The organism is Salinirubellus salinus, assembly GCF_025231485.1.
GTDB classification, from domain to species: domain Archaea; phylum Halobacteriota; class Halobacteria; order Halobacteriales; family Haloarculaceae; genus Salinirubellus; species Salinirubellus salinus.
Genome location: NZ_CP104003.1, coordinates 427633 through 446578, shown reverse-complemented (window position 1 = coordinate 446578; position 18946 = coordinate 427633). Strand labels below are relative to the sequence as shown.

General features: G+C 68.3%; 22 protein-coding genes and 1 pseudogene. 7 read left to right on the top strand and 16 right to left on the bottom strand.

Annotated elements, in window-relative coordinates:
* Window positions 1–65 precede the first annotated feature (65 nt).
* Entirely contained in the window at window positions 66–566 is a 501-nt protein-coding gene (locus N0B31_RS02460) for a DUF7321 family protein (RefSeq protein WP_260594204.1), read from the top strand.
* Window positions 567–575: 9 nt separating this feature from the next.
* Here the strand turns inward: N0B31_RS02460 and N0B31_RS02455 are convergent, their stop codons facing one another.
* From N0B31_RS02455 to nth, 3 genes are all read right to left on the bottom strand, one after another.
* Entirely contained in the window at window positions 576–785 is a 210-nt protein-coding gene (locus tag N0B31_RS02455; RefSeq protein ID WP_260594203.1) for a hypothetical protein, read from the bottom strand.
* A 63-nt stretch (window positions 786–848) separates the two neighbouring features.
* On the bottom strand, window positions 849–1382 hold the full coding sequence (locus N0B31_RS02450) for a CPBP family intramembrane glutamic endopeptidase (protein WP_260594202.1): 534 nt from the start codon (window positions 1380–1382) through the stop codon (window positions 849–851).
* Between the two features lie 38 nt (window positions 1383–1420).
* Entirely contained in the window at window positions 1421–2104 is a 684-nt protein-coding gene (gene nth / locus N0B31_RS02445) for an endonuclease III (RefSeq protein WP_260594201.1), read from the bottom strand.
* Between the two features lie 207 nt (window positions 2105–2311).
* On the opposite strand from nth, the gene N0B31_RS02440 reads away from it, so the two are divergent.
* From N0B31_RS02440 to N0B31_RS02430, 3 genes are read left to right on the top strand one after another with little or no spacing between them, the layout of a single operon-like run.
* Window positions 2312–2944: a GNAT family N-acetyltransferase gene (locus N0B31_RS02440; protein WP_260594200.1), complete on the top strand. Its 633-nt coding sequence runs from the start codon at window positions 2312–2314 to the stop codon at window positions 2942–2944.
* Window positions 2944–3510, top strand: coding sequence for a GNAT family N-acetyltransferase (locus N0B31_RS02435; protein WP_260594199.1), 567 nt, complete (start codon window positions 2944–2946; stop codon window positions 3508–3510). The genes N0B31_RS02440 and N0B31_RS02435 overlap by 1 nt, the downstream gene beginning before the upstream one ends.
* A gap of 48 nt (window positions 3511–3558) precedes the next feature.
* Complete coding sequence (locus tag N0B31_RS02430; RefSeq protein WP_260594198.1) at window positions 3559–4131, top strand: GNAT family N-acetyltransferase; 573 nt, start codon at window positions 3559–3561, stop codon at window positions 4129–4131.
* A 25-nt stretch (window positions 4132–4156) separates the two neighbouring features.
* Here the strand turns inward: N0B31_RS02430 and N0B31_RS02425 are convergent, their stop codons facing one another.
* The 3 genes from N0B31_RS02425 to N0B31_RS02415 all read right to left on the bottom strand — a co-directional run bounded on the left by N0B31_RS02425 (window position 4157) and on the right by N0B31_RS02415 (window position 6209).
* On the bottom strand, window positions 4157–4420 hold the full coding sequence (locus N0B31_RS02425) for a DUF6199 family natural product biosynthesis protein (RefSeq protein WP_260594197.1): 264 nt from the start codon (window positions 4418–4420) through the stop codon (window positions 4157–4159).
* A gap of 79 nt (window positions 4421–4499) precedes the next feature.
* Window positions 4500–5642: an acyl-CoA dehydrogenase family protein gene (locus N0B31_RS02420; RefSeq protein ID WP_260594196.1), complete on the bottom strand. Its 1143-nt coding sequence runs from the start codon at window positions 5640–5642 to the stop codon at window positions 4500–4502.
* Window positions 5643–5708: 66 nt separating this feature from the next.
* Entirely contained in the window at window positions 5709–6209 is a 501-nt protein-coding gene (locus tag N0B31_RS02415; RefSeq protein ID WP_260594195.1) for a macro domain-containing protein, read from the bottom strand.
* 91 nt (window positions 6210–6300) lie between these two features.
* Here N0B31_RS02415 and N0B31_RS02410 point away from each other — a divergent pair, with 91 nt between their 5' ends.
* Window positions 6301–7113 carry an RIO1 family regulatory kinase/ATPase domain-containing protein gene (locus N0B31_RS02410; RefSeq protein ID WP_260594194.1) on the top strand — a complete coding sequence of 271 codons (813 nt, stop codon included), beginning with the start codon at window positions 6301–6303 and terminating at the stop codon, window positions 7111–7113.
* Window positions 7114–7122: 9 nt separating this feature from the next.
* Here N0B31_RS02410 and N0B31_RS02405 read toward each other — a convergent pair whose 3' ends face one another.
* From N0B31_RS02405 to N0B31_RS02390, 4 genes are all read right to left on the bottom strand, one after another.
* Window positions 7123–7626, bottom strand: a complete 504-nt coding sequence (locus N0B31_RS02405) for a plastocyanin/azurin family copper-binding protein (protein ID WP_260594193.1) — start codon at window positions 7624–7626, stop codon at window positions 7123–7125.
* 58 nt (window positions 7627–7684) lie between these two features.
* On the bottom strand, window positions 7685–8746 hold the full coding sequence (locus tag N0B31_RS02400; RefSeq protein ID WP_260594192.1) for a sensor histidine kinase: 1062 nt from the start codon (window positions 8744–8746) through the stop codon (window positions 7685–7687).
* Window positions 8746–10209 carry an ATPase domain-containing protein gene (locus N0B31_RS02395; RefSeq protein WP_260594191.1) on the bottom strand — a complete coding sequence of 488 codons (1464 nt, stop codon included), beginning with the start codon at window positions 10207–10209 and terminating at the stop codon, window positions 8746–8748. Before N0B31_RS02395 ends, N0B31_RS02400 begins: the two co-directional genes overlap by 1 nt.
* Before the next feature lie 88 nt (window positions 10210–10297).
* Window positions 10298–11572 (bottom strand): RNA-guided endonuclease InsQ/TnpB family protein, encoded by a 1275-nt coding sequence (locus tag N0B31_RS02390; protein ID WP_260594190.1) that lies wholly within the window; start codon window positions 11570–11572, stop codon window positions 10298–10300.
* 265 nt (window positions 11573–11837) lie between these two features.
* Here N0B31_RS02390 and gfo6 point away from each other — a divergent pair, with 265 nt between their 5' ends.
* Window positions 11838–12896 carry a D-xylose 1-dehydrogenase Gfo6 gene (gene gfo6 / locus N0B31_RS02385; RefSeq protein WP_260594189.1) on the top strand — a complete coding sequence of 353 codons (1059 nt, stop codon included), beginning with the start codon at window positions 11838–11840 and terminating at the stop codon, window positions 12894–12896.
* 228 nt (window positions 12897–13124) lie between these two features.
* On the opposite strand, the gene N0B31_RS02380 is transcribed toward gfo6, so the two are convergent.
* From N0B31_RS02380 to N0B31_RS02365, 4 genes and pseudogenes are all read right to left on the bottom strand, one after another.
* Window positions 13125–13946 carry a carbon-nitrogen family hydrolase gene (locus tag N0B31_RS02380; protein ID WP_260594188.1) on the bottom strand — a complete coding sequence of 274 codons (822 nt, stop codon included), beginning with the start codon at window positions 13944–13946 and terminating at the stop codon, window positions 13125–13127.
* Between the two features lie 98 nt (window positions 13947–14044).
* Window positions 14045–14455 (bottom strand): annotated as a pseudogene (locus tag N0B31_RS02375) (SRPBCC family protein); the annotation flags it as partial.
* Window positions 14456–14492: 37 nt separating this feature from the next.
* Window positions 14493–14717 (bottom strand): DUF7123 family protein, encoded by a 225-nt coding sequence (locus N0B31_RS02370; protein WP_260594187.1) that lies wholly within the window; start codon window positions 14715–14717, stop codon window positions 14493–14495.
* Window positions 14718–14812: 95 nt separating this feature from the next.
* Window positions 14813–15001, bottom strand: coding sequence for a DUF7525 family protein (locus tag N0B31_RS02365; protein WP_260594186.1), 189 nt, complete (start codon window positions 14999–15001; stop codon window positions 14813–14815).
* A 166-nt stretch (window positions 15002–15167) separates the two neighbouring features.
* Here N0B31_RS02365 and N0B31_RS02360 point away from each other — a divergent pair, with 166 nt between their 5' ends.
* Window positions 15168–16424, top strand: coding sequence for an LEA/WHy family protein (locus N0B31_RS02360; RefSeq protein ID WP_260594185.1), 1257 nt, complete (start codon window positions 15168–15170; stop codon window positions 16422–16424).
* Between the two features lie 43 nt (window positions 16425–16467).
* Here N0B31_RS02360 and N0B31_RS02355 read toward each other — a convergent pair whose 3' ends face one another.
* Both N0B31_RS02355 and N0B31_RS02350 read right to left on the bottom strand, forming a co-directional pair.
* Window positions 16468–17502, bottom strand: coding sequence for a phosphate uptake regulator PhoU (locus N0B31_RS02355; RefSeq protein ID WP_260594184.1), 1035 nt, complete (start codon window positions 17500–17502; stop codon window positions 16468–16470).
* Window positions 17503–17635: 133 nt separating this feature from the next.
* Window positions 17636–18733 (bottom strand): ATP-NAD kinase family protein, encoded by a 1098-nt coding sequence (locus N0B31_RS02350; protein WP_260594183.1) that lies wholly within the window; start codon window positions 18731–18733, stop codon window positions 17636–17638.
* Window positions 18734–18946 lie beyond the last annotated feature (213 nt).

Below are 18946 nucleotides of genomic sequence, written 5' to 3'. Positions count from 1 at the left end.
GACGGCGGCGGCCGGGCGCGCCGCTTCCGGCAGTCTCAAACGCGGTCCGGTCCAACCTCCGGGTGATGCTCCCCGACGCGACCGTCGCGGCGCTGACTGCCATCGCCGTCTCGGCCGCCCTCCCCCTGTTCCTCTACGGGGCGTGGATCATGATCGACGCCGAGGCCGTCACGTGGGGCGTGCTGACCTACCACCTGAAGTTCATCCTCACGGGGTTGACGCTGACGACGGTGCCGATGGTGTTCTGGATGGTGCCGCGGCTGTTCGGGCTGGCGGGCCATCCGGGTCAGTTCGGCGGGCTCGCCACCGTCCACGCGTTCCTCGGGCTGACCGCCTACGCCTTCCTCCTGTTCGGGTTCACGGGTATCGTCCGCATCTTCCGGGCGAAGTGGGAGCACGACCTCTACCACGACTACGACGAGGACGTGCTGCTGGAGGAGATCGGGAGCGAGCGGATGAGCCACTGGCGCTCACGGCTCCGCCTCGGCGTGTTCGGCTACACGTTCTTCTGGATTGGCGCGTGGCTCACCGGTCTCGGCCGGTTCGTCGTCATGTACGTGCTCTAGGTGGGCGCGCTACGTGGGCGTCTCGCCGCCCCGCCTGAGCCCCTCCGGACCGGCGACGGCCACGACGGCCCCGACGACGACCAGCAACAGGCCCGCCGAGACGAGGTCCGCCCCGAGCGTCGAGACGAACAGCTCCCCGCTCCCGTTGATGGCCGAGTGGAAGAGGACGGCCGCGAGGATGCTCCGGCCGGTGTGGACGTGGACCCACGTGAACAGCACCGAGTAGGCCAGGACGAAGTACCCGAACAGCCAGAACGCGGCCGTCCCGAGGCCCAGCCCCGCCTAGTAGGTCCCGGCGAGGAAGAACAGCGGCAGGTGCCAGACCGCCCACAGGCCACCGACGCCGAGGCTGGCACGGAGCGCCCCGTACCGGTCGAGCAGCGGGTCGAGGAGGTAGCCACGCCAGCCGAGTTCCTCCGGGAGCGGCCCGAACAGGACCGTCACGACGAGGAAGGCGAGGAACGCCGGGACGGTGTCGGGTGCCGACTCGGCCAGCAGTCCCGACGACCCACCGGCAACTCCCGCGACGACGGCGCCGGCGAGCGTGACGAACAGCGGGAGCGCGAGGACGAAGAGACCCCACGTCAGCCCGACTCTCGACGGGTCGACCAGTCGACGCCAGTACGCTCGCCGGGCCTCGGCTCCGGACGAGACGGTGAGTCCGACGCCGGCCACGGCCGGCCCGAGCCCGCCGACGAAGAACGCGAGGAGCCCCGGGAGCGCGAACGGTCGCAGGTCGGTGACGAGGAGGAGGCCCCACGCGCTCCAGCTGACGCCGTACGTCACCGCCACGTACCGGCCGGCCCGTCCGAGCATGGCCCCACCTCACCGGCGACCGACAAAACTCCCCGTCCCTACCACGCCTCGCCGCTGGCGAGGTCCACGTCCGCGTCGCCCTTCTCAGAGGGGCAGATGTCCGCCAGCACGCAGTCCCCGCAGTCCGGGTTCCGCGCCGAGCAGGTCGCCCGTCCGTGGCTGATGAACAGGTGCGTGAGTTCCTTCCACTCGTCCTCGGGGACGACACCCATCAGGTCCTGCTCGATCTTCGCCGGCGTCTCCTCCTCGGTCAGCCCGAGACGCCGGGAGATGCGCTGGACGTGCGTGTCGACGACGATGCCCTCCACGACCTCGTGGCCGTGCTGCAGGACGACGTTCGCGGTCTTGCGGCCCACGCCGGGGAGGTCGGTGAGCGCACTCATCGTGTCCGGCACCTCGCCGCCGTGTTCGGCGACCAGTATCTCCCCGATGCCCTTCAGGTAGCCGCCCTTGTTGTTGTGGAACGTGATGCCGTAGATGTCCTCGGCGAGTTGCTCCTCGCTCGCGTTCGCGTAGTCCTCGGGCGTGCGGTACTTCTCGAACAGGTCCGTCGTCACCTCGTTGACCCGTGCGTCGGTACACTGCGCCGAGAGGACGACGGCGACGAGCAGTTCGAGGCGGTTCGAGAAGTCGAGCGAGATCTCCGGTTCGGGGTAGCGGTCGTAGAGTCGCGTCAGCACCTCGTCGACCTGTTCCTCGCGGGAGGAGAGCGGCGTGCCCATACATCGCGAGGCGCGTGGGACGGTCTAATCAGTACTGGTGTCGGCCACCCACACATAAATCCAGCACGGGTCCAGAGGCCCCTACCCGAGGACCCGTACCCGTGTGCTCCGGCCCGGCCGGTAAACACCTTCTGGGGGACGCGACACAGTGCTAGCACACCACACACTAGCCACGGACTCTTGGGCGACCGCCGAGAACCGTGGACTATGCCCGACCCTACCTTCCTGCGTGGCGACCGTATCGACCTCTGTCCGGTCGAGGAGGCAGACCTCGCGTTCGTCCAGCGAGCTATCAACGACCCGCGGGTGCGGGCGACGCTGCGCTCGTCGACGCCGAAGAACCGCGAACAGGAGCGCGAGTGGCTGGACTCGCTGCACGACCGGGACGGCGAGACGCTGTTGCTCGTCGCCGGGCGCGGTGACACGAGCGGAGCGAGTGACGCCTCGTCGGAACCACGCTCCGACGGTGAACCCGTGGGGACCGCCGGCCTCGGTGACCTCGACACGACGTGGGGGACCGCCGAGGTCGGCTACAGCGTCGCCTCGGAGCACTGGGGCAACGGCTACGCCACCGAGGCGGTCGCACTCCTGACCCGGTACGCCTTCGAGGAGCGACGACTGGCGAAACTGTACGCGAGCGTCTACGCCCACAACCCCGCCTCGATGCGCGTCCTCGAGAAGGCCGGGTGGCACGAGGAGGCGGTGCTCGAACGCGAGGCGTTCCGCGACGGCGAGCGCGTCGACTGCCACCGGTACGTCGCGTTCGCCGACGAGTGGGAACCGGCCCACGAGCGGGCGAGAGCGGCGCTCGACGCCGGATCCGACGGAGGTGAGCACTGATGCCCGGCCCCGTCTTCCTCCGGGGCGACCGGGTCGAACTCCGCACGTTCGAGGAGGCGGACCTCGGCCTGTTCGACGACGTGTACGCCGACCCGGCGGTCCGACAGCGGATGGACGTCCACACCCCGCACACCCGGCGACAGGAGCGCGAGTGGCTGGAGTCGCTGGACGAGTCGAACGTCCAGCTCCTCGTCTGCCCGGCGGACGACCCGGAACGCGCCGTTGGGCTCGTGAACCTCTTCGACCTCGACGGCCGGGCCGGGACCGCCGAGGTGGGTGCCGCGCTCGTCCCGGACGCTCGCGGGCACGGTTACGCCACAGCCGCGTGTGGACTCGTCGTGGCCTACGCGTTCGACGAGCGGCGACTCCACCGGCTCCGGGCGCAGACCCTCGCCGTCAACGAGTCCGCACGGGCGACGCTGGATCGACTCGGGTTCACCCACGAGGGGACGAGCCGAGAGGCGACGCTCGTCGGTGGGGAACGCGTCGACCGGCTCCACTACGGCCTGCTGGCACGGGAGTGGCGCGAAGGGAGGGCCGGCCGGACCGATGCCACAGCCGAGTGAGCACCCGCCGAACGGGGAGTTATTCCCTTCCTCGACCACTCGGGCGGCATGACCGCACCCGCGTTCCTCCGTGGTGAGCGCGTCCACCTCCGGCCGCTGGAGGCGGACGACCTGCCGTTCGTCCGGCGACTGTCACAGGACCCAGTGGTTCGCGAACCGCTCGGGGCAGTCCTCCCGTACACCGACCGCCAGCAGACCGAGTGGTTCGAGTCGCTCAGTCCCGAGGACTTCACGTTCCTCGTCTACACGCCGGGGACGCCGACGGCACCCGCCAGCGAGCACGAACGGGTCGGCGTCGCCGAACTGGCCGACTACTTCCCGCAGTGGGGCGTCGCGGAGGTGCGGGGGTACGTCGCCCCCGATCACTGGGACCGGGGCTACGCCACGGAGACGCTCGGCCTCCTCTGTGCGTACGCCTTCGACACGCTCGGACTCCACCGGCTCCACGCGACGACGCAGGCGACCAACGAGGCGGCGCGGCGGGCACTGGGACGCAACGGGTTCCTCGAGGAGGGCGTGAGCCGCGAACACGCGTTCGTCCGCGGCGACCGCGTGGACGTGGTCCGGTACGGACTGCTCGCGCCGGAGTGGCGCGAGCAGGCGGCCAGAGACGACGCGTGACCCCGTGTGGCGGTCGCCGCGCCCGTTACGGGAACAGCCCGAGGAAGATGCCCAGGCCGACGAGGACGAAGAAGCCGCCGAACACACGCATCAGCATCACGCGGGCGTCCGACGGCTCGAGGGTCCCCTCCACGTCGCCGTAGCGCCGTCTGAACTGCCAGCTCGCCATCTCACGGGGCTTCCAGAGGTTCAGGGCGCCGACGGCGGCGAACAGGAGCCCGAAAAGACGGAAGAACAGCGGCGGACCGCCGAGCCCGCCGAACTGCAGCGGGAGGAGGGTCTCTACCATCACGACAGGGAGAGTACGCCGCCGGAGAAGAAGGTGACGGCCGACCGTCAGCCGGTGACGGGGCGTCCCGGTGACGCCCTCAGAGTCCGAGTTCGCGCCCGAGCACGAGGTGCTGGATCTCCGACGTGCCCTCGCCGATCTCCATCAACTTCGCGTCGCGGTAGAACCGCTGGGGCGCGAAGTCCTCGGTGTAGCCGTAGCCGCCGAGCACCTGCACGGCGTCCTCGGCGACCTCGCGGGCCGTCTCCGAGGCGTCGAGCTTGGCGAGCGAGGACGAGCGGGTCACGTCCATCCCCTGGTCGTACTCCCACGCGGACTTGTGAGTGAGCAGCCGCGAGCGCTCGATCTTGCGGTCCATGGAGACGAGCTTGTCGCGGATGGCGTCGAACTTCGAGATGGGACGGCCGAACTGCTCGCGCTCCGTGGCGTACTCGCGCGCCGCCTCGAACGCACCCTGTCCGAGCCCCGTCGAGATGGCGGCGATGGAGATACGACCGCCGTTGAGCGTCTTCTTCGTCTGGTCCCAGCCCTCGCCCTCCTCGCCGAGCAGGCGGTCCTCGGGGATGCGGACGTCCTTCAGGGTGAGTTCGCAGGTGGGCGAGGCGTTCAGCCCCATCTTGTCCCAGACCGTGGAGACCTCGAACCCGTCGTCGTTCTGCGGGTCGACGATGAACGTCGAGATGCCGTCGTAGCCCGCACCGGGTTCGGTGACGGCCTTCACCAGCACCGAGTTGGCGACGTTCGCGTTCGTGATGAACTGCTTCGTCCCGTCAAGGACGTACTCGTCGCCGTCCTTCTCGGCGTGGGTGTCCATGTCGCTCGCGTCGGAGCCACTGCCGGGTTCGGTGAGCGCCCACGCGCCGATGCCCTCGCCCGAGGCGAGCGGTCGGAGCCACTCCTCCTTCTGTTCCTCGGTGCCGAACGCCTCGATGGGTTTCGCCCCGAGCGAGGTGTGCGCGACGTACGAGAGCGCGATGCTCCCCGAGACGCGCCCGAGTTCCTCCGCGACGACGGCGTAGAGCAGGGTGTCACCGCCGAGGCCCCCGTACTCCTCGGTGATGGGGACGCCCATCATGTCCAGTTTCCCGAGTTCCTCGAATATCTCCTCGGGGAACCGGTGTTCGTCCTCGATCTCCTGGGCGATTGGTTCGATCTCCTCCTCGCAGAACTCGCGCACCGAATCGCGGGTCATCCGGTGCTCGTCGGGGAGCGTGAAGTCCATGTCCGGGTGTACGGGCACGCGGCGATAAATCCACCGGGGAGCACCCGCCACGCGCCCCTGAGACGGTCAGTCGCGGACCGACGCCCCGACCCGCGACAGGGTCTCGAACGCCGACTCCCCGTAGCCGACGACCGCCACCGACTCGAGGGTGGCCGGCTCGTACGCCGCCAGCTCCTCGAACAGCACCCTCGCCCCGTGCTTGAGATCGAAACCCGCGATGCCACAGCCGAGCGCGGGCAAGACGACCGACGAACAGCCGAGGGCGTCGGCCTCCGCGAGGGCGTTCCGGGTCGCGTCCCGGATGCTCCGTTCGGTCGCCCGCCCACCCGGTTCCATCGTCGCCGCGTGGACGACGTACGCCGCGGGCAGGTCGTAACCGTCGGTGTGGATCGCCTCCCCGAGGCCGATTGGGCCGCGCTCCGTCGCCTCGGTCTGTATCGCGGGGCCGGCGGCCTCGCGGATGGCACCCGCGACCCCACCACCCATCCGGAGGTGGGTGTTGGCCGCGTTCACGATGGCGTCGACGGACTGGGCGGTGATGTCGCCGCGGATCACCTCGAACTCCATGTACGAGCCTGCCCGCTCGGGCGCCATAAGCGGTCGGGCCGGCCGGTTCGGGGGGCGAACCCTAATGTCGCTCGACACCCTCGTCTCTCCGATGGCCGTCCGTCGCATCCTCCGGTCGTCCGTCCCGTGGGCGGACCTCGAGGGACTCGCGCTCGCCCTGTGCGAGCGGTACGGCCGCGACCACCTGCGCGTCGAGTTCCTCGAGGCGGACAACTGGCTCTCGGTGCCGATGGTCGTCGAGGACGAGTGGTTCGTGAAGGTCGTCAGCGAGCAGCACTCGCGGCTCCACGCGCTGTTCACCGCGGGGCGGAACCTCGGCGCGTTCTCGGCGGGCGTCCCCGGCTTCTTCCAGCACTTCGGCACCCCCTACGCGATGGCCCGGCACGAGCTCGAGGCGACACGGCGGATGCGCGACATCGGTGTCGACGCGCCCGCCCCCGTCGAGGTGTTCGAGTACGAGGGCTACGGCGTCGTCGTCCTCGAGTACCTCGACGGGTTCCGGACGCTGGACGAGGTGTCGGCAGCGGAAGCCGAGCGCCTCGCACCGGCCCTGTTCGACGCCCTCTCGCGGATGCACGACGCCGGCCTCGCCCACGGTGACCTGCGCGAGGAGAACGTCCTCGTCGTCGACGACACCCTCTACTTCATCGACGCGACCAGCGTCGACGCGACGCCGGCGAACGTCGAGAGCGCACGGGGCTACGACGTGGCCTGCGCACTCGGGTCGCTCACGCCACACGTGGGCGCGGACGTGGCCGTCGCCGCGGCGCTCGGCGCCTACGACCCGGTCGAGGTGCTGGCGGCCGGAGAGTTCCTCGACTTCGTCAGCCTCCGCCCCGACCTGGAGTTCGACGTGGGTGCCCTCAAAGGCGAGATAGAGAAGGCCGCTTCGGACACCGGGTGAGGCCGGCGCTCAGTACGGGTCGTCACCGCCACCGCTGTCCCCCGACCCACCGTCGGCGTCACCCACCGTGATGGACCCGACCATCCCCGACCCGCGGTGGGGGTTGCAGTAGTAGTCGTAGGTGCCCGTCACCTCGAACGTGTGGGTGTGGGTGTAGCCCGCGTCCTGCGTCTCCTCGCCGGTGCCCGTCCAGTCCGACGCCGAGGGGGCCGACTCGACGGTGACGGTGTGGAAGTTCGACTCCCACGAGAACTGGACGGTGTCGCCGGGGGCGACGGCGAGTTCGGCCGGGTCGAACACGAGGCTCCCGGCCGGGCCGACGACCACGGTGTGGTCGGCGTTCGAGCCACCCGAGTCGGTGGCCGTCGCCGTCGGCTCGTCGCTGGGGGTGGGCCCGTCGTCACCGCCACCGTTCCCGTTCCCACCGCTCGTACACCCGGCCAGCGCCATCACACCGGCCAGTGCGATGGCGCGCCGCGAGAGGAACCGCCGCCGGGACTGGTCGTCTGTCACACCGTCGCGTACACTGGGCCGCCGTATCAAGCGTGGGGTTCCAGCAGTGGCGGCGGACCTACCGGCAGTCGAACTCGATCCGCGCACCGCCGTCCTCGCTCTCGGTGACGGTCACGTCCCAGCCGTGGGCCTCGGCGATGGACCGGACGATGGCGAGGCCGAATCCGGTGCCGTCCGTCGAGGTGCTGAACCCGTACTCGAGGACCTGCCCCCGGGCCTCGGGTGGGATACCGGGGCCGTCGTCCTCGACGTAGAACCCGGTCGGCGAGTGGATGGCCCCGACGTGGACGACCGGTCCCCCGGCGTCCGCAGTCGTCCCGTGTTCCCTCGCGTTCCGGAAGAGGTTCTCGAGGAGGGCGCTCAGCCGCTCCGGGTCGGCCTCGAGCGTGCAGGTACCGTCGACGACGAGCGTTCCCTCGCCGTTCCCGGCGAGCGCCCACGCCTGTCTTGCCGCGGTCTCGAGGTCAGTGGGCGACGTCTCACGGATGGACTGTCCCTGCCGAGCCAGCCCCAGCAGCCCGTCGGTCATCGTCTCCATCCGGTCGAGCGCGTCACGGGCCATCGACACGTACTCCGACGGGACGTCCCCGGACTGCTCGACGAGTTCGAGCGCCCCCGAGAGCACGGTCATCGGGTTCCGGAGGTCGTGGCTCACGATGCTGGCGAACTGCTCCAGTTGCTCGTTCTGTCGTTCGAGGGTCGCGATCTCCCGCTCTTTCTGCTCGCGCAGGTCGAGCGACTGTCGGCGCGCCCGGAGCAGGCTGCTCAGCCGGATGGCGAACTCGGTCGGGTTCGCCGGGATGACCAGCACCTCGTCGGCCACCTCCCGGACCTCGGCGCTCAGCGTCGGTCGGTTGCGCTCCCGGACGACCAGGAGGTACGGGAGGAACTCCGACCCGGCCTCCTCCTTCCGCGCGAGCAGTTCCTCACGGTGGCGTACGAACGCGGCCGTATCGAGGACGCAGACGTCGAACGCCTCCGGGAAGCCCTCGTCAGCCGTGAGCGTGACGACGGCGTCGTTCAGCCAGCGCTCGAGGAGTTCGCGGTTCCGGCGGTGGAGCAGCATCAGCACGCGCGTCTCGCCCGCCCGGACCTGCTTCGGGAGTTCGATACGAGGCATCAGTCGTCACCGGGGACCGGGTCTTCGGCCGTGTTCGGTGCCCCCCAGAGCACCCCGCGCAGGTCGGTGAGTCGCTCCCCGATCACGATGCCGTCGTCACCGATGCCGAACGCGTGGAGCGAACTGTCACACGCCGTCGCACGCTTCTTGAGGACCCCGAGTGCCCGGTGGAGTGCCCCCTCGTACTCGTAGTAGGTGATGTAGACGATGTTGTCCGCGAGGTAGCTCGCCTTGTGTTCCGTGGCCTGGAACTCGCCGGTGATGCTGTGGACCTCGGCGGTGACGAACGGCGTCGCCCCCACGTTCCGGAGGTAGGAGATGAGTGCGTGGAGCCGCCGGATGAGCATCGGCGTCTCGCCGTGGATGGAGGCGAGGTATCCCTCCAGTCCGTCGACGACGACGACGTCGAATCCGTCGCGCTCGACCGCCTGACGGACGATGCGGCTGAACTGCTCGGGGGTGTGCTCGTACGGTTCGACACGCTGGATGCCGACGAGTCCTGCCTCCAGGTACTCGTCGATGGGGACGCCGATGCTCCGCAGGCGGTAGGTGAAGGTGGCCTCCGTCTCCTCGAACAGGTAGACGATGGCCCGGTTCCCGTCCGCGGCGGCGGCGGCGGCGAACTGCGAGACGAGCGTGGTCTTGCCCACACCGGTCGGGCCGCTCACGAGCGTCGAGGTCCCTCGCTCGATGCCGCCGTACAGCATCTCGTCCAGTGCCGTGACCCCGGATTCGAACTGCTCCGGTTCGAAGTCGAGGACGAGCTTGTTGGGGACGACGACGGAGAACACGTCGAGTCCGTCCGCGGTGAACGAGACGAAGTGTGGGCCGCGCTCGAAGTCCGACCCGCGGAACTTCGTCACCTCCAGCTGGTGGAACTCCGGGCCGAACGCGAGGTCGACGTTCCCGTCGCTGATGTACTGGAGGTCCGTGTCCGGTTCCTCCGGGCCGGACTCCGGGGTGAAGACCACCGTGCAGTCGTGTTCCTTGAGATAGAGCAGGAACGACCGGACCTGCTCGCGGAACTGTTGGCGGGTGGGGGTGAGCGCCCGCAGCTCGGTGATGGGGTCCACGACGACCCGGTCCGGTCGGCGTTCCTCGACGGCGGCGACGATGGCGTCCACGAGTTCCTCCCGCTCGACCTCCGGCGCGTCGAAGATGTCGTAGACCTGCTTCTCCATGAAGAACTCCGAGCGCGGACTCAGGTCGAGGAAGTGGAACGCGTCGTGGTCGAGGTCGACCCCGAAGGCCGCCGCGTCCGACCGGAGTTCCTGCTCCCTGACGCCGAGGCTGATGTAGAGCGACGTCTCGCCGTTCTCGACCCCAGCCTGGAGGAACTGGAGTCCCAACAGCGTCTTCCCCACCCCCGGGGACCCCCGGGTGAGGTACGAACGGTTCCGGAGGAATCCCCCTCGGAGCACCTCGTCGAGGCCCCGGATACCAGATGACGCTCTCCCTTGCATGTGTACCGTTAGGTGACAGTGAACTTGACATCCTCCCGCGCCTGAAGACGCGGGAATCCCCACGGCACCGCGCCGCTGAGTTGGGATATTAGGGTTCGCGGTTAGCAACCTGTTCTCGTGGGGCGAAAACGCCCACACTACGGTCGAACAAGTGAACCGCTGGCTGTGCCAACCAGCCGTTATCCCTATCGCCGCGGTCCGTGGCGAGACTCGGGAGTACCTTTTGTCGAATGTTCTCCGCACCGTTCACGTCCGCGTTCGCCACCGTACTGCACTTCTCACACACGTACAAGCCACGTTCAACTCGCTGATCGACGTCTGTGTGGCCACAAGCCGAACACAACTTCGACGTATCACGTTCCGATACCAACTCGACGTCGATACCCTCGATTTCAGCCTTGTAGTCGAGAAGCGTCGTGAAGCGGTCGAACGCCCACCCGTGCAAGTCGAGATTGCCGTGGTCGCCCCAGTTACGAGACTCACCACTCTCGCCGTCTTCTCGGATGCCAGCGAGGTCGCCAACGACAAGCGTGCCAACATCGCGTTCGACACATTCTTCGACAATCGCTTTCGAGAGTGCGTGCAAGAAGTGTGTCCGGCGACCCGTTCGTTTCCGGTCCAGGCGAGTGGACTCTCGGGACGAGGAATCGTCGCACTTGGCTTTCTGCTTCGTGAAGTAGTATTCGTCCTCTTTGAGTGCGCCACCGGGATACAACACCGACTCACCGCCGAACGAGACGGCGGCAAAATTGCACATCCCGAGATCAACACCAGCCACCTCGTCGCCCGGCGGTTCCGGGTCGATGGTGGTGCGACAGACGAATTGTAACCGCCACTCGTCGCGTTTGTAGACGGCTCGAACCTGTTGAATGTCCCACTCGGTCAGGTCAACATCCGGTCGAGTCTGGTACTCACAGAGGATGAAGTCTGAACGGTGTTCTTTGAGGTTTCTGCCTTTCGAGAGGCGAATCCGGGTGAACTGTGCGTCGTGCTTGAAGCCAGCCGTTTTGAACGACACAGTTGAACGTGGGTGGGAGTCTCCATTTTTGCGGTAGCCGGGCGGTCGGGCGCGGTCGTCTCCGTTCCGACGCTTGCCGAACCAGCTGGTGAACGCTTCCGCGAGTTCTTCGAGAACGCGCTGACTGGATTGAGAATGCAAGTCCGTGTAGCGTTCGTGACCTTTGAGTTCGGCTTTGAGTTCCCCGTCATCGGGAATCTCGCCCGTTTCGTCCCGCTGTTTTTGTGCGTAGTAGCGACCGACGTTCCAGAGTTTTGAGGCAGCCCATCCGAGTTGGTCAAGGTCATCACGAACCTGTCGCTGGTTCGTAATCGTAGCCTCGAAGGTTCGGATGGTTCGACTCATTATTTTGCTTCATAACCGGTTATGAATGCTGTTTTGTTAATAACGTCGGTTGGCGTGGAATATCCGGCCTTGCTATCGACGGTGGATTGTGTAGGGTATTGTCGGATTCATCCTGCGCTTAAGCGCGCAGGTATTCTGCTTGAAGTTGTATGACCCTGTTCCGTGGTACCGACGACCAACATACTCCGGCTGTCGTGAGTGGTCCCCCCATCGGACACCGGACGACCCCCCGCCACTTTTGCCGAGGAGACCCGACGAGGATTCCATGTTCGACACCTTCCTCGACGACGTGGCCGCTCGCGACTGGGACACGCACCCGGACGGCACCGTGCGGTTCGCCGTGGTCGGCACCGGCGGGTTCGCCCGACACCTCGCGCTCCCGGCCATCGACTCCGCCGACTACGGCGAGGTGACCACACTCGTCACCGGGTCGCCCGACGCGAGGGCCGACCTCGCGACGGAGTACGACGCCACGGCTATCGACTACGAGGCCTACCGCGACGGCACCCGCGCCGACGCGTACGACGCCGTCTACGTGGTCGTGCCGAACCGCCTCCACCTGCCGAACGTGGCGGCCGCGGCCGACCACGGCAAGCACGTCCTCTGCGAGAAGCCGCTGGACGCGACGCTCGAACGGGCCGAGCGACTGGTCGCCGCCTGCGAGGACGCGGGCGTCACCCTGATGACCGCCTATCGGATGCAGACCGACCCGGTCGTCCGTCGACTGCGTGCGTTCGTGCAGGGCGGGGGACTCGGCGACGTGGTGAAACTGTCCGGTGACTTCACCTTCCCCGTCCTCTCGGGGGGCTACGGTCCGGACCACTGGCGTCTCGCCGCCGACCTCGCCGGGGGTGGCGCGCTCTACGACGTGGGCGTCTACCCGCTCAACACCGCCCGGTTCGTCCTCGACACCGAGCCGACGGCCGTCGAGGGGACGACCGCCACCTCGGGGCCGTACAGCGACGTCGACGAGCGCGTCGCGTTCACCGTCGAGTTCCCCGAGGGCGTGTTCGGGTCGTTCTCCGCGTCGTTCACGGGGGCCGCCGACTCCACCTTCGTCGTCCACGGCACCGACGGGACGGCCCGACTGGAGGACGCGTTCGTCCCGCGGCGCGACCGGACCCTCCGCGTGGAGGCCGGTGGCGCGACGCTGACGCTCGAGGGAGCCGGGACGAACGAGGTGCGCGAGGAGTTCGACTACTTCGCCCACTGCGTGCTGACCGGCGAGCGCCCGGAACCGGACGGCGAGGACGGCCTCGCGGACCTGCGGGTCATGGACGCGGTGTACGAGTCGGCCGCGAGCGGTGAGCGTCGCTCGCTGTAAGGTGGAAGGCGAGAGGGGGTGAGTGGGCCGGTCGATGGTGCGTCGGCCGGGTTCCGGGCGACCCGGCGTCAGCGTGTCGGCGGGCGCGGATTTGAGTTGCCACAGCGACGAGAAAAGCGTCGTCAGTGGCATTCAACGATACTCCGTCACCACTGATAAAACCTCCCTTCCGGCTGGTCGCCGACCGCCCGACGCGACGGGGTCAGGCGACGGTCTCGGGGGGCGGCCTCAGCGCCGGTCGTGCCACGCCGGGAACGACGCCCGGACGGCCTCGACGCGGCCGGGGTCGACCGTCGCCGTGACGAGCGCCGGGTCGTCACCCGTCGACGCCATCGCGTGCCCCTCGGGGTCGTACACGGTCGAGCGTCCGAGCAGTGTCGACCCGTCGAACGTCCCCGCTCCGTTGGCCGTCGCCACGTAGAACTGGTTCTCGACCGCCCGGGCCCGCGGGAGCAGGTTCCAATGCTCCACGCGAGGGTAGGGCCACGCCGACGGGACACAGACGAGGTCACAGCCGGCCTCGGCGAGGTCGCGGTACTGCTCGGGAAAGCGGACGTCGTAGCAGGTGGTCACACCGACGGTCACGTCGTCGCCGCCGAGCGAGAGCGTCGCCACGCCCCGTGACTCACCGGGCGTCAGCAACTCCGGTTCGGCCGAGTCGTAGCCGAATAGGTGCCGCTTGCGGTAGACGGCTCGGCGCTCGCCGGTCGCGTCGAACAGCACCGCGGTGTTCGCGAGCCCCTCGTCGGCGGGCGTCGACACGTCTGTCTCGCGGGCCGTCGCGCCGAGGTCCTCCACGATGCTGCCGGCCAGCAGCGCCACCCCGCGGTCGGCGGCGTGCGCCGAGAGGTCGGACAGCGTCTCGCCGGCGAGCGACTCCGCCCGGCGGGCGTAGGCGTCGAACGCGAAGTAGCCGACGTTGAACAGTTCCGGCAGCACGACGAGGTCAGCCCCCTCGTCGGCCGCCTCGACGATGGCGGTGCGCGCCCGGTCGACGTTGCCGGGCACGTCACCACCCTCCACGAGCTGTTGGGCACAGGTCAGTCGCATCGGATTCAGAAGGGGTTCCAGCGGGACTTCTTCTTCCCGTCGCCGTCGTCCGCGTCGGCTTCGGGCTTCGAGACCCGCTGGATGCGGTCGAGGCCGAACGACTCACGGATGGCGTTCTCGAGGTTCGTCAACTCCGCGTCGAGGTTGTCGGCGAAGTAGTTCTCGACGCCGGGGACGCGTCCCTCGACGGTGAAGCGGTTGGTGAGGCGACTCCCCTGTTCCGTGGACTCGAGTTCGTGCTCTCCCACCACACGCATGGCGCGTGACTTCCCGACGAACTCGACGAACCGGGGTTCGTCCACGCGGACGTCCTCCGTCTCGATGCTGACGGTGGCGTCGAGGTATGGGATGGGGAGACTGACGTGCCAGATGGCGGTGCGCTCGCCCGTGACCTCGTACTCCTCGACGACGCTGATGGGCCGGGCACGCCGTTCGGCGTCGGCGATGAACGACCAGACGTCCTCGGGCGGTACGGGCAGTTCGAACACCCGTTCGACCCTGACGGTCATGTATGGAACTCGGGGGGGGCGTGGGAAGTAGTTACCGTCACTGGGGGGTGACGCGCCAGGTCGTGGACTTCGCGCGGCCCCACTTCTCGATGTCGACGTCGTCCGACTGCTCTGCGAGGCGCGGGAGGCGGGCACCGACCTGTTTCGCGGTGAGGCCGACGCTCTTGGCGATGTTCTTCGCGCGGAAGTATCTGTCACCCGCCGAGACGCTGTCCCGGAGGTACGACAGGATACGTTCGTCTTCCTCGCTCATCTCTGCCATACCCACGGGTACGTGCGCCGGACGCTTAACCGTTCCTCGTTCCGGCAACCGCACCGGCAGTCGGCGGTCCCCCGTCGGTCGAGCGACGGGTGGCGTCAGTAGACGTGGACGGCCGTCACGACGGCCGCAGCCCCGAGCATCGCCACCGCGAACGCCCACCCGGACGAGACGGTGTCGCCGCCCACGGCGAAGATGTACATCCCGAGTGCCCCGGCGAGCGCGAGCGCGACGAACACCGCGCTCAGGCCGATGGACATGTCCGTCGACGCGGACTCAGTCGTCATGACCGGAGTTTCCGTCACCGCCCACTTAATCCTCGCGTTCCCGGCGCGGTCGGTCACTCGATGCCGGCGCGACCCTGAACAGGCGTTCGAGGGCATCGAGAGCGCGTCTCACGCACGGACTCGGCCACGAGATACTTGTCGGGGCAGGACGTTCCCCAGTTCGAGAATGGACACGCGAGAGTCACGTCGTGGACTCGGCACACTTCGAGTGGTGCTGGTCGCCCTCGGTCTCGTCGCCGCGAGCGTCGGTGGGGCGTTCGCGCTCGGCGTCGTCGGCGCACCGTCCGTGCAGGCCGTCGAGAACCGGTTCGGAGACGTCACCGACCAGACCACCGTCGTGGAGACGGACCTCGTCGTGGACAACCCCAACCCGGTCGGCGTCCAGCTCGGCGGGACGACCATCGACTACACGGTCGCCATGAACGACGTGGCGATGGCCGAGGGGACGAAGGAGGGCCTCGACGTGGACCCGGGCAACACCACGCTGGACTTCAGTACCCGGATGCAGAACACGAAGATCCCGGACTGGTGGGTCACCCACCTCCGGAACGGCGAGGTGACGAACGTCACCGTCGACGCTGACGTCCGGACCTCGCTGCTCGGCGACCGCACGTTCGACTTCCAGCAGGGCCAGCAGATCGAGACGGACATCATCGGCGCGTTCGAGTCCGACGAGACCCGGCCGGTCAACGCCTCCCGACCGCTCGTCTCCGATCCCATCCTCTACATCAACCGGACCGATGCGCAGTACGGGACCGTCACCGAGGCACAGACACCCATCGTGACGGACTTCGTCGTCTACAACCCGAAGGCCCAGCCCTACGTCGTGACGGAGGTGGGCTACGAGGTGACGATGAACGACATCCCCGTCGGCGAGGGGCGCACGAACGAGTCCTACGTCGTCCCCGGTGGCACCACGGAGACCATCCGGACGGTCCCGACCATCCGGAACGAGCGGCTCGACGAGTGGTGGGTGAGCCACCTCCAGAACGACCAGGTCACGGACCTCCAGATCGACTTCTACGCGAAGGTAGAGCTGCCCACCGGCGACGAGATCCGTATCCCGCTCGACGCGCTGACCTACGAGCGGACCATCGAGACGGACATCTTCGGCACCAAGGACGAGACGGACGCGTCCGACGCCGGCGCCGGTGACGCGTCGACCGAGGGTGAGGGGCCGGCAGGGACGGCCTCGCCCACGCCGACGCCCACCGACGACGGCGGGCTGCTCGACACGGCGACAGACGCCACGGACACGGCGACAGACGCCACGGACACGCCCACAGACGGCGTCCTCGGCGGGACGCCCACGGCCGCGCCGACGACGGACGCGGCGACGAGCACCCCCGCGCCGACGGCGACGCCGAGCGACTCACCGACCGCAACGCCGACGGACGACGGCGGCATCCTGGGTCTCGACTGACGAAGCGCGGGAAGAACGACGGGAGACCGGACGGGCCGACGGCTCAGCTGATGGTGACGTACTCGCTGTCCTCGTCCAGCGCGAGGTTCGTCGCGATCTCGGCGTTCCGGACGGCGTACTGGGCGGTCTGCTGGAGGCTGACGAGCACCTCGCGGACCCGGAGAAGGTCGGCGTTCGGCATCTCGTCGAGTTCGTTCAGGATCTCGCGCTCGCGGTTCTCTATCTCGCGGAACAGCCGCTTGACCTCGATGGCGATGTCGTAGTCGCGCTCGACGGCCGCCTGCACGCCCTTCTCGGTGATCTCGTTCACGTTGTCCGTGAACTCGCGGATCTTCCGCATCGTCCCGCTGTCGACGTTGAGCGTGTGGCCCTCGGTCTCGAGGACGATCTCGGCGATGTCCTCGGCGTTGTCCGCGGTGAGCTCGAGGTTCTTCGCGATGGAGCGGTAGCCGATGAGCGGGAAGCCGCCGTCCAGCCCCACCGCGCGGGCGAGGTTGGGGTTCTGGTAGGCCGTGAAGATGAGCCGGAGCAGGAGGACGAAGATCTTGTTCGCCTGCCGCTCGCGGTTGAGCGCGCGCTGCGCGAGGTCGGGGTTACCGTGGGCGAGCGCCTTGACCGCCTCGTTACGCATCGTGCTCCCGGTCGACTCCAGACGCATCAGGAGGTTGTCGAGCGTGAAGTCCTCCGGGTCGACGCTACAGCGGATGGCGATGCGTTCGGGCGTCTCCTCGATGACACCCAGCCCCATCAATTGCGTCTCGGCGTTGTAGACGGCGTTGATTGTCGTCGAGGCGAGGGTGCCGCCCTCGTCCGCGCTGACCTCGATGACGCGCCGGCCGAGGACGTACTGGGCGAGGATGGCGCGCTCGACGGCGTCGGCGTCCAGTTCGCCCGCGTGGATGATGGCCTCGCTCTCCTCCTGCTGGACGGACTCGGGCATCACCGTGAGCGTCCCCTTCGACCCGATGCGCAGCGACACCTCGTCGCCCTTCTCGACGTTCTGGGCCTTCGCCCACTCCGCCGGGAGCGTCATCGCCAACGTGGACGGTCCGAGCCGCTGGACCTTGCGTGTCTCCATGCCGGGTGGGTCCGCGCCCAGTGACCTTAGTCTTCACTATACACACCATATGGAGCCGCCAGAAGTAATATGGATGACCATGAGGGATAGGCACACTTCGCCCCGTGCGGTCGCACGGGGACGGCCCGCGTGATCAGACGACCTTCAGGAGTCGGCGCTCGAACTTCCCAACCCGGACCCGTTGCCAGCCCCGGAGTTCGTCGTCGAGTTCCTGCTCGCCGGTGTCGACCCGGAGGACGCCCGTGTCGTCGAGTTTCTGGCGTGAGGCGACCACCTCGACCGCCGAGCGCTCGATGACGGCCGGACTGATCTGTGGGTTCCCCCGCCCGAAGATGAACCCCTGGCCACCGATGGGAGAGACGACGATGACGTTGTTCTCGCCGAGATTGTCGAGGATGTCCGACTCGGTCGTGTCCCGGACGAGCACCTCGCCGTCGCGCCACACGTCCACGCCGAGCGGCGTCCCGTCGAACCCCAGCTCGGTCTTGATGGCGTCGACGGTCGAGCCCGGCCCGAGGACGTACGTGACGCCCGTCTCCTCGCTGATCTCGCTGGCGACGGCCTGCGCGAGTTGCTCGACGGTCCCCCCGCCGACCTGCTTCGAGGACTGCACGTCCTCGCCGACGGGCACCCACGCGAGCGCCTTCAGCTCTGTGTTCACGTCACCGCCGCGGTAGGCGTCCTCGTCGATGTCGTTCACTTCGCGGCGCTCGGTGCGGTCGAACGTCACCGCGATGCGACCCGCCGCCCGCGGGGTCACTGCGAACACCGAGGAGTAGACCTTCACCCCCGCCGGGACCCCGAGCATCGGCGTGTCACCCCCGAGTTCCACGAGCGTCTCCGCCACGTCCACCGCGGTCCCGTCGCCGCCGACGAACAGGACGAGGTCCACGCCCGGGTCGCCCCCCTCCGGCGGCTCGTAGCCGACGAACTCGCGGACCGCCTGCTTCGTGTCCTCGGCGCTCGTGTCCTCGTCGCCTGGAGAGCCGACGACGACGGGGTCGAACCCGGCCGCGCGGCACTCGTCCTCGCCCATCTCGCCGCCGTAGGCGAGCAGTTCGACGTCGACGCCCTGCTGGGCCATGTGCGAGAGCGCCTGTACCGCCCGCTCCGGCGAGCGTGGCTCCGCACCCCGGCGGCGGGCCTCCTCGACCTTGTTGTCGGTGCCCTTCAGCCCGACCCTGCCGCCCATGCCCGCGATGGGGTTGACGACGACGCCGATCCGACGCATGGTTCGGCGTTACGGGGCCGGTGTCAAAAGCGCCGCGGATGCCGGGGCGAGTGCTCGCCCGCGCGGGAGAACGCAATCGGTAAGTCCCCACTCCCAGAACCGAGAGTCATGATACCACTGCAGGAAGGAGTGAACGTCGCTGCCATCGACGGTGCCGGGTGGCTCGTCCTCGTCGCCAGTCTCGCGTTCGTCGTCGCGTGGCTCGTCTACCTC

Bases quoted from the DNA above. Each gene is read 5' to 3' on its own strand.
- N0B31_RS02460 (WP_260594204.1), top strand. From the start codon at position 66: ATGCTCCCCGACGCGACCGTCGCGGCGCTGACTGCCATCGCCGTCTCG.
- N0B31_RS02450 (WP_260594202.1), bottom strand. From the start codon at position 1,382: ATGCTCGGACGGGCCGGCCGGTACGTGGCGGTGACGTACGGCGTCAGC.
- nth (WP_260594201.1), bottom strand. From the start codon at position 2,104: ATGGGCACGCCGCTCTCCTCCCGCGAGGAACAGGTCGACGAGGTGCTG.
- N0B31_RS02440 (WP_260594200.1), top strand. From the start codon at position 2,312: ATGCCCGACCCTACCTTCCTGCGTGGCGACCGTATCGACCTCTGTCCG.
- N0B31_RS02435 (WP_260594199.1), top strand. From the start codon at position 2,944: ATGCCCGGCCCCGTCTTCCTCCGGGGCGACCGGGTCGAACTCCGCACG.
- N0B31_RS02430 (WP_260594198.1), top strand. From the start codon at position 3,559: ATGACCGCACCCGCGTTCCTCCGTGGTGAGCGCGTCCACCTCCGGCCG.
- N0B31_RS02425 (WP_260594197.1), bottom strand. From the start codon at position 4,420: ATGGTAGAGACCCTCCTCCCGCTGCAGTTCGGCGGGCTCGGCGGTCCG.
- N0B31_RS02420 (WP_260594196.1), bottom strand. From the start codon at position 5,642: ATGGACTTCACGCTCCCCGACGAGCACCGGATGACCCGCGATTCGGTG.
- N0B31_RS02415 (WP_260594195.1), bottom strand. From the start codon at position 6,209: ATGGAGTTCGAGGTGATCCGCGGCGACATCACCGCCCAGTCCGTCGAC.
- N0B31_RS02410 (WP_260594194.1), top strand. From the start codon at position 6,301: ATGGCCGTCCGTCGCATCCTCCGGTCGTCCGTCCCGTGGGCGGACCTC.
- N0B31_RS02400 (WP_260594192.1), bottom strand. From the start codon at position 8,746: ATGCCTCGTATCGAACTCCCGAAGCAGGTCCGGGCGGGCGAGACGCGC.
- N0B31_RS02395 (WP_260594191.1), bottom strand. From the start codon at position 10,209: ATGCAAGGGAGAGCGTCATCTGGTATCCGGGGCCTCGACGAGGTGCTC.
- N0B31_RS02390 (WP_260594190.1), bottom strand. From the start codon at position 11,572: ATGAGTCGAACCATCCGAACCTTCGAGGCTACGATTACGAACCAGCGA.
- gfo6 (WP_260594189.1), top strand. From the start codon at position 11,838: ATGTTCGACACCTTCCTCGACGACGTGGCCGCTCGCGACTGGGACACG.
- N0B31_RS02380 (WP_260594188.1), bottom strand. From the start codon at position 13,946: ATGCGACTGACCTGTGCCCAACAGCTCGTGGAGGGTGGTGACGTGCCC.
- N0B31_RS02370 (WP_260594187.1), bottom strand. From the start codon at position 14,717: ATGGCAGAGATGAGCGAGGAAGACGAACGTATCCTGTCGTACCTCCGG.
- N0B31_RS02365 (WP_260594186.1), bottom strand. From the start codon at position 15,001: ATGACGACTGAGTCCGCGTCGACGGACATGTCCATCGGCCTGAGCGCG.
- N0B31_RS02360 (WP_260594185.1), top strand. From the start codon at position 15,168: ATGGACACGCGAGAGTCACGTCGTGGACTCGGCACACTTCGAGTGGTG.
- N0B31_RS02355 (WP_260594184.1), bottom strand. From the start codon at position 17,502: ATGGAGACACGCAAGGTCCAGCGGCTCGGACCGTCCACGTTGGCGATG.
- N0B31_RS02350 (WP_260594183.1), bottom strand. From the start codon at position 18,733: ATGCGTCGGATCGGCGTCGTCGTCAACCCCATCGCGGGCATGGGCGGC.